This is a genomic window from Albidovulum sp., assembly GCF_008933605.1.
Lineage (GTDB): Bacteria > Pseudomonadota > Alphaproteobacteria > Rhodobacterales > Rhodobacteraceae > Albidovulum.
The window spans coordinates 1-7,424 of record NZ_WBUS01000154.1; the positions used below are offsets into that span (position 1 = coordinate 1).

Consider the following 7,424-nt stretch of genomic DNA (forward strand, 5'->3'; position numbering starts at 1 on the left):
GAGGAAGGCCGCGAAGGCCCGGCGGAGCGGCGCCGGGTCCATCGCATGGGCCAGCCGCACGCCCCAGGGCGCGGTGACGAGCGTCATGGCGACGATGACGACAAAGGCCGGCAGGTTCACCGATCCCAGTGTGTAGGGTGGCGCCGCGGCCGCCGGGGTCAGGAGCAGGCCGGTGACCGACGGCACGGCGATGATGACGCCGAAACCCGCCGCTGTCGCCACCGCGCGGTGGATCGGCACGCCGTAAAGGCTCATCAGCGGCACCCCGAAGGAACCGCCGCCGATCCCCATCAGGACGGAGAGAAACCCCACGAGCGGCGACAGCACCGCCCGCGTCGCCCCCACGGGCATCGCCGGCCCGAGCCGCCAGGTGGACCGGCCAAGCCCGAGGTAGAACGCGACGAGGAGCGCGAGCGTGCCGAAGATCGCCTGCAGCACGGGCGTCCTCAGGGATGCCACCACGAAGACGGCGGCCAGGGCGCCGAGGGCGATTCCGGGCGCCCAGCCGCGCAGTATCGTCCAGTCCACGGCACCCTTGCGGTTGTGGGCGAAGACCGAGCGCAGCGAGGTCACGACGATCGTCGCGAGCGAGGTGGCAAGGCAGACCTGCATCAGGTCCGGCCCCTCGAACCCGAGGCCGGCGAAGGCATAGTAGAAGGCCGGGACGAGGATGATCCCGCCTCCGACGCCCAGAAGGCCGGCGATCACGCCGGCGAAGGCGCCGATCGCCGCCAGAAGCGCGACCATCGGCAGAAGCTCTGACATGTCCGGCATCCGGCGCTCCGTTCCCCTCTGTCCGCGTCCTGCGGTTGAGCCCATAGCCCGCCCCGGCGGAAATGGCCAGAAGCCATGCGCGCCCCGGCAGCGCGGCCCGGCTCAGGCAGCGAGGCCGCGCAGCGGCGCGAGTGCGGCGTCGATGACCTCAAGCCCCGCGTCCGCCGCGTTCGCGCGGTCCGACAGGATTCGACGCCAGCTGCGGGCGCCGGGACAGCCGTGGAAGAGCCCGAGCATGTGGCGCGTGACCTGATGGAGCCGCCCGCCCGCCGCGAGGTGACGCGCGATGTAGGGCCGCATCCGCTCCACCACCTCGAGGCGGCCGGGGCCGGGCGCACCGCCGAACACCCGCCGGTCTGCATCGGCGAGGATGTCGTAGGGTTCGTGATAGGCCGCCCGCCCGACCATCACCCCGTCGAGCCCCGCGGCGAGGAACGCGGCGGCCTGATCGAGCGAGGTGATCCCGCCGTTGACCGAGATGCGAAGGTCCGGGAACGCGCGTTTCATCGCCAGGACCAGCGGGTAGTCGAGCGGCGGAACCTCGCGGTTCTCCTTCGGGCTCAGCCCCTGGAGCCAGGCCTTGCGGGCATGGATGGCGAAGCGCCGGACGCCGGCGGAGGCGACGGTTTCGAGGAAGGCCGGAAGCACCGCCTCGGGCACCTGCGCGTCGACGCCGATCCGGCACTTCACCGTTACCTCGACCGGCGCGGCCGCGATCATCGCCGCGACGCAGTCGGCCACGAGTGCCGGCCGCTCCATCAGCACCGCGCCGAAGCAGCCTGACTGCACCCGGTCCGAGGGGCAACCAACATTGAGATTGACCTCGTCATAGCCGTAGCCGGCGGCGATCCGCGTCGCCTCGGCCAGTTCCCCCGGGTCCGATCCGCCGAGCTGCAGCGCCACGGGATGCTCTGCCGCGTCGAACCCCAGCAAGCGGTCGCGATCGCCGTGGATCACCGCCGGGGCCGTCACCATCTCGGTGTAGAGCAGCGCCTCGCCGCTGATCTGGCGGTGAAGAACGCGGCAGTGCCGGTCCGTCCAGTCCATCATCGGGGCGACGGACAGGCGCGCTGCGTGCTCTGCGGTGGTGCCCGGCATTGGGCTGGCTTTCCTGCTGCGGGGTTCCGTCGCGGCCCGGGACCGGCACCCGGCCTGCCCCGGGGCTTCTAGCCGAAGCCGGAGCCAAGCGCCAGCCGCGCGGGTCAGGCCATCACCGCCCTGCGGTACATGTGCCAGGAGGCGTGGCCGAGAACCGGCAGCGCCACGAAGAGCCCGAGGAACCAGGGGAGCATTCCGACGAAGATGAGCACCGCGATCAGACCGCCCCAGGCGACCATCGGCACCGGACTTGCCAGCACCGTCCGGGTGGAGTGGATCATCGCGGTGACGAAGTCGACCTCTCTGTCGAGCAGGAGCGGGAGCCCGACCACCGTCGTGGCGAAGAGGACGCCCGCGAAGCCCGCGCCGACGAGGGTGCCGACGGCGAGCATCAGGGGGCCGTTGCCCTCGAGAAAGAGGCTTGCCATGTCGGAGGCCGGCCCGAAGGCCCTGAGCCCCATGAAGAGGGCGAAGAGCGCGTGGGCCACGAAGACCCAGAAGAGGAAGAGGACAATGATGACGGCGGCCATCGCCGGGATCTGCCGGTCCTTCTGGGCGAAGACGACGCCGAGGATCTCGGCCCACCGCAGGGGAATGCCCTTCTCGAGCCGGCGGCTCACCTCGTAGAGCCCGACGGCGGCGAAGGGGCCGAGAAGCGGAAAGCCCACGGCCACCGGCGCGAGCCACCATTGCTGGCCGGCCACGCCGTAGACCATCCAGAGCAGAAGCCCTCCGGCCACGTAGACGGCGCTGAAGAAGATGCCGTAGAGCGGCGCGCGCAGGAAGTCGCGCAAGCCCTTCCGCAGCACCTCGCCGATGTCGGAAAGCTCCACCTGCCGGATCTCCGGCAGCGGATCGGGCCCGCGATCGGTTGCGTCCATGGCGTCTCCCCTTGCGCTCGCAGGAAAAAGCTAGGACAGGCCCCCGGCTCGTGGCAAGAGCAGAGCTGTCCGGGTCCGGGCCCGGATCACGCCTCCGACTGCGCCTCGGCGCGGCTCTTGCCCTCGACCCCCATCGCCAGCGTCGCCGCCATGAAGCCGTCAAGATCGCCGTCGAGCACGCCCTGGGTGTCGCTGGTCTCGTACCCGGTGCGCAGGTCCTTCACCATCTGGTAGGGCTGGAGAACGTAGGAGCGGATCTGGTTGCCCCAGCCGGCGTCGCCCTTCGATTCATGCGCGGCGTTGATCGCAGCATTCCGCTTGTCGAGTTCCAGCTGATAAAGCCGCGAGCGCAGCGCGTTCATCGCGATCTCGCGGTTCTGGTGCTGCGACTTCATCGACGAGGTCACGACGATGTTGGTCGGCAGGTGGGTGATCCTGACCGCCGAGTCCGTCGTGTTCACGTGCTGCCCGCCCGCGCCCGAGGAGCGGTAGGTGTCGATGCGGATCTCGTTGTCGGGGATCACGATCTCGATGTTGTCATCCACCACGGGATAGACCCAGACCGAGGAGAAGGACGTGTGCCGCCGCGCGGCGCTGTCATAGGGCGAGATGCGCACAAGCCGGTGTACGCCCGATTCAGACTTCAGCCAGCCATAGGCGTTCGGCCCGGAAATCTTGTAGGCGGCCGAGCGGATGCCCGCCTCGTCGCCCGGCGTCTCGGACTGGAGCTCGACCTTGTAGCCCTTCTTCTCGGCCCAGCGGACATACATCCGCGCCAGCATCGAGGCCCAGTCGCAGCTTTCGGTGCCGCCGGCGCCCGCGTTGATCTCCAGGAACGTGTCGTTGCCGTCGGCCTCGCCGTCGAGCAGCGCCTCGAGTTCCTTGGCGGCGGCGAAATCCTTCAGCGACCGGAGCGAGGTCTCGGCCTCCGCGACGACCTCCCTGTCGTCCTCCATCTCGCCCAGTTCGATGAGGTCGACATTGTCCTTCAGATCGCGCTCGATCCGGCGGTAGGTCTCCACCTGGTCGAGAAGCATCTGGCGGTCGCGCATCAGCTTCTGGGCGCGCGCGGGGTCGGCCCAGAGGTCGCCGTCCTCGATCATCGCGTTCATCTCTTCCAGCCGATGCGGCGCCGTCTCCCAGTCCATACGCTGACCGAGGAGTTTCAGCGACTTCTCCACCGCCCCGACCACATTTTCCATCTCGGCGCGCATGGGCCGTCGTCCTTCCGTCAAAGTGCAGCGCACAGATAGTCCACCCGCCCCGGCCCGGCAAGGGCGGGGCGCCGGGCAGGCGCCGCGCGTCAGTAAAGACCGCCGGCCGAGAGCGTGCCGAAGTCGGCCTTCTTCGGGATGATCTTCGTCTTGCCGGTCGAGGTGGTGACGGTCGTGCCGCCGCCCTCGTCGCCGCCCAACTCGCCATAGGCGTAGAGCGGCAGGTTCTGGCCCATGGCAAACCCGCCATCGACCATCGCGCCGATCCCGAAGATCGGGATCTCGCCGTCGCGGAAGAATTCGGCCTGGACGAAGTCGCCGGTGACATCGTCGGGCAGGCGTTCGCCGGTGAAACGGTTGATCTTGATGAAATGGCCGCCGGCCGGAACCTTGAAATCGGTCCCGCCGTACTTTTCGACCGCCTGCTTCATGAAGGCATTGAACACCGGCACGCAGAGCGTGCCGCCATAGGCCCCCTGCCCCAGCGTCCGCGGCTGGTCGTAGCCCATGTAGCAGCCCGCGACTATATTGGAGGTGAAGCCGATGAACCAGACGTCCTTGGCGTCGTTCGTGGTCCCGGTCTTGCCCGCGACCGGCACCGGCAGGCGCACCCCCGAACCCGAGCCGCGCTGCACGACGCCCTGCAACATCGACGTCAACTGGTAGGCGGTGACCGGGTCCATCACCCGCTCGCGGTTCGAGGTGATCCGCGGTGCGGCGCCCGGATCGAGGCTCGCGAGCTTGCAGTCGACGCAGTCGCGCTGGTCGTGGCGGTAGATCGTGCGGCCCCAGCGGTCCTGCACCCGGTCGACGAGCGTCGGCTCCACCCGCTCGCCGCCGTTGGCGAACATCGCGTAGGCCGCCACCATCTTGAAGAGCGTCGTTTCCTGCGCGCCGAGCGCATTGGCGAGGAACGGATCGAGGTGGTCGTAGACGCCGAAGCGCTCGGCATAGCCGGCCACCGTCTCCATGCCGATCTCCTGCGCGACGCGCACCGTCATGAGGTTCCGCGACTGCTCGATGCCGGTCCTGAGGGGCGTCGGCCCGTAGAACTTGTTCGAGGCGTTCTTCGGCCGCCAGAGGCCCTGCGGCGTGTCCACCTCGATCGGCGCATCGACGACGATGGTGGCCGGCGAGAAGCCGCTGTCCAGTGCCGCGGCATAGACGAAGGGCTTGAACGACGAGCCAGGCTGGCGCTGGGCCTGGGTGACGCGGTTGAAGACCGAGGACTGGTAGGAAAAGCCGCCCTGCATGGCGATGACGCGGCCGGTGTTCACGTCCATCGCCAGGAAGCCGCCCTGCACTTCCGGCACCTGGCGGAGCGACCAGCGTTTGAACGACCCGTCCTCATTGGCAAGCGCGGCGACCAAGACCACATCGCCGACCGCGACGAGATCGCCCGCCGCCTTCGCCTTCGGCCCGAGCTTTCCGTCGGCGAGACGCTTGCGCGCCCAGGTCACGTCCTCGGCCGCAATCCAGTGGCCGTCCTCGTCATCCGACACGCCCTCGATCCCGATCCGCGCCGACGTGTCGCCGACCTCCAGCACCACCGCCGGCAGCCAGCCCGGCACGTCGCGCGGCACGTCCGTCTCGGCCAGCGCCGCGCGCCAGCTTTCCTCCGAGGCCAGCGCCTCCGCCGGCAGGCTCTGCCTGGTGCCGCGCCACACGCCCTGACGGCGATCGAAATCCTCGAGCGCCTCCTGCAACGCCTCGGCGGCGGCAAGCTGGATCTCCGGGTCCTCGGTCGCGCGGATCGCGAGGCCGCCGCCGAAGAATTCCTCCTCGCCGAAGCTGCGGGAAAGCTGGCGCCGGATCTCGTCGGTGAAGTAGTCGCGCGGCGGCAGCGAGCCCTTGAACGAGGGATAGTCGCCCCCCTGCACGGTCTTCAGCGGCGCCGCCGTGGCGGTGTCGAGCGTGGCCTTGTCGATGTATCCGTTCTGGAACATCTCGCGGAGCACGTAGTTGCGCCGCTCCACCGCCGCCTCGCGGTTCTTCACCGGATGGTAGCTGTAGGGCGCCTTCGGCAGCGCGGCGAGATAGGCGGCCTCCTCAGGCTGCAGTTCGGCCAGCGTCTTGTTGAAATAGGTCTGCGCCGCCGAGGCGACGCCGAACGAGAGGAAGCCGAGGTCGATCTCGTTGAGGTATAGCTCGAGGATCTTGTCGCGCGGCAGCGTGTTCACCAGCCGGTTGGCGAGCACAAGCTCCTTGATCTTCCGCTCGGCCGTCCGCTCGCCGCCGAGAAGGAAGTTCTTGGCGACCTGCTGCGGGATCGTCGAGGCGCCGCGGAGCGTCTGGCCGCGCGTGCGGATCGCGTCCCAGAGGGCCCCCGCCATGCCGCGGGTGTCAAAGCCCTGATGCGAATAGAAATTCTTGTCCTCGGCCGAGATGAAGGCCTGCTTCACCACGTCGGGGATCTCCTCCACCGGCGCAAAGATGCGCCGTTCGGTGGCGAATTCGTCCATCAGCCGGCCCTCGCCCGAATAGATGCGGCTGATCGTCTTCGGCGTGTAGCGGCTGAGATACTCGTGGTCCGGCAGGTCGCGCGAGTACATCCAGAAGATCGCCCCCACCGTCAGCGCGGCAAAGGCCAGGCCGGTGACGAGCCAGCTGAAGATGGCGCCGACGAAGGAAAAGACGAACCGGATCACGCGAGACTCCCGAGAGAACGCGGCGTCTATACAGTGCACGGCGGGGCGGGTCAAAACAACTCGGCTTGTGCGACCGGCCCCGGCGGATCGCCGCGTGCTACTGCCGCAGGAGCTTCGCCTCGGCCGCGTCGGCCTCGGCCCAGGCCGTCAGGGCGGCGAGGATCGCTTCCTGCATCATCGTGCGCCAGACCGGATCGGCGAGCCGCTTGCGGTCGGCCTCGGAGGACAGGAACCCGACCTCGAGCAGGATCGAGGGAATATCGGGCGACTTCAGCACCGAGAAGGCGGCCTGCTGGATCGGATGACGGTGCATCCGGCCGCCCTTCTCGCGGATTGCCGCCGCGAGCGCTGCCGCCAGCCGGTCGGCGCGCGGCTGCGTCTCGATCCGGGCCATGTCCATCATTACCTGGGCCACGAGGTCGTCCTGCGCGGAAAGGTCGACCCCGGCCAGAAGATCGGCCCGGTCGTGCCACTCGGCAAGCCGCGCCGAGGCCCCGTCGCTGGCCTCCTCGGCGAGGAGGAAGACGGTGGCGCCCGTCGCCTCGCCCTCTGCCAGCGCATCGGCATGGAGCGACAGGAACACGTCCGCGCGGGCGGCGCGGGCGACGCTGATCCGGGTTTCGAGGGGGACGAAGACATCCTCCTCCCGGGTCAGCACGACGGTCATCCCCGAGCGCCGCAACAGATCGGCAAGCTCGCGCGCGAAGCCGAGAATCACGTCCGCCTCCTGGAGGTCGCCCGCCTCGGCGCCAGGGTCGATGCCGCCATGGCCGGGGTCGATCACCACGACGAGCGGCGCCTCGCCGGTC

General features: G+C 69.2%; 6 protein-coding genes. All 6 read right to left on the reverse strand.

Going from position 1 to position 7,424, the window contains the following annotated elements; genetic code table 11:
* Positions 1-774: sulfite exporter TauE/SafE family protein (locus tag F9K34_RS15585; protein ID WP_291338042.1), on the reverse strand; the 774-nt coding region annotated here is incomplete at its 3' end.
* 102 nt (positions 775-876) lie between these two features.
* Positions 877-1,872 carry a tRNA dihydrouridine(20/20a) synthase DusA gene (gene dusA / locus F9K34_RS15590; RefSeq protein ID WP_291338043.1) on the reverse strand — a complete coding sequence of 332 codons (996 nt, stop codon included), beginning with the start codon at positions 1,870-1,872 and terminating at the stop codon, positions 877-879.
* 104 nt (positions 1,873-1,976) lie between these two features.
* Positions 1,977-2,753 carry a DUF2189 domain-containing protein gene (locus tag F9K34_RS15595; RefSeq protein ID WP_291338044.1) on the reverse strand — a complete coding sequence of 259 codons (777 nt, stop codon included), beginning with the start codon at positions 2,751-2,753 and terminating at the stop codon, positions 1,977-1,979.
* A gap of 86 nt (positions 2,754-2,839) precedes the next feature.
* Positions 2,840-3,967: a peptide chain release factor 2 gene (prfB, locus tag F9K34_RS15600; RefSeq protein ID WP_291338045.1), complete on the reverse strand. Its 1,128-nt coding sequence runs from the start codon at positions 3,965-3,967 to the stop codon at positions 2,840-2,842.
* Between the two features lie 89 nt (positions 3,968-4,056).
* On the reverse strand, positions 4,057-6,615 hold the full coding sequence (locus tag F9K34_RS15605) for a penicillin-binding protein 1A (protein WP_291338046.1): 2,559 nt from the start codon (positions 6,613-6,615) through the stop codon (positions 4,057-4,059).
* A 97-nt stretch (positions 6,616-6,712) separates the two neighbouring features.
* A partial coding sequence (locus F9K34_RS15610) for an N-acetylmuramoyl-L-alanine amidase family protein (protein ID WP_291338047.1) occupies positions 6,713-7,424 on the reverse strand: 712 nt, incomplete at its 5' end.

Bases quoted from the DNA above. Each gene is read 5' to 3' on its own strand.
- prfB (WP_291338045.1), bottom strand. From the start codon at position 3,967: ATGCGCGCCGAGATGGAAAATGTGGTCGGGGCGGTGGAGAAGTCGCTG.
- dusA (WP_291338043.1), bottom strand. From the start codon at position 1,872: ATGCCGGGCACCACCGCAGAGCACGCAGCGCGCCTGTCCGTCGCCCCG.
- F9K34_RS15595 (WP_291338044.1), bottom strand. From the start codon at position 2,753: ATGGACGCAACCGATCGCGGGCCCGATCCGCTGCCGGAGATCCGGCAG.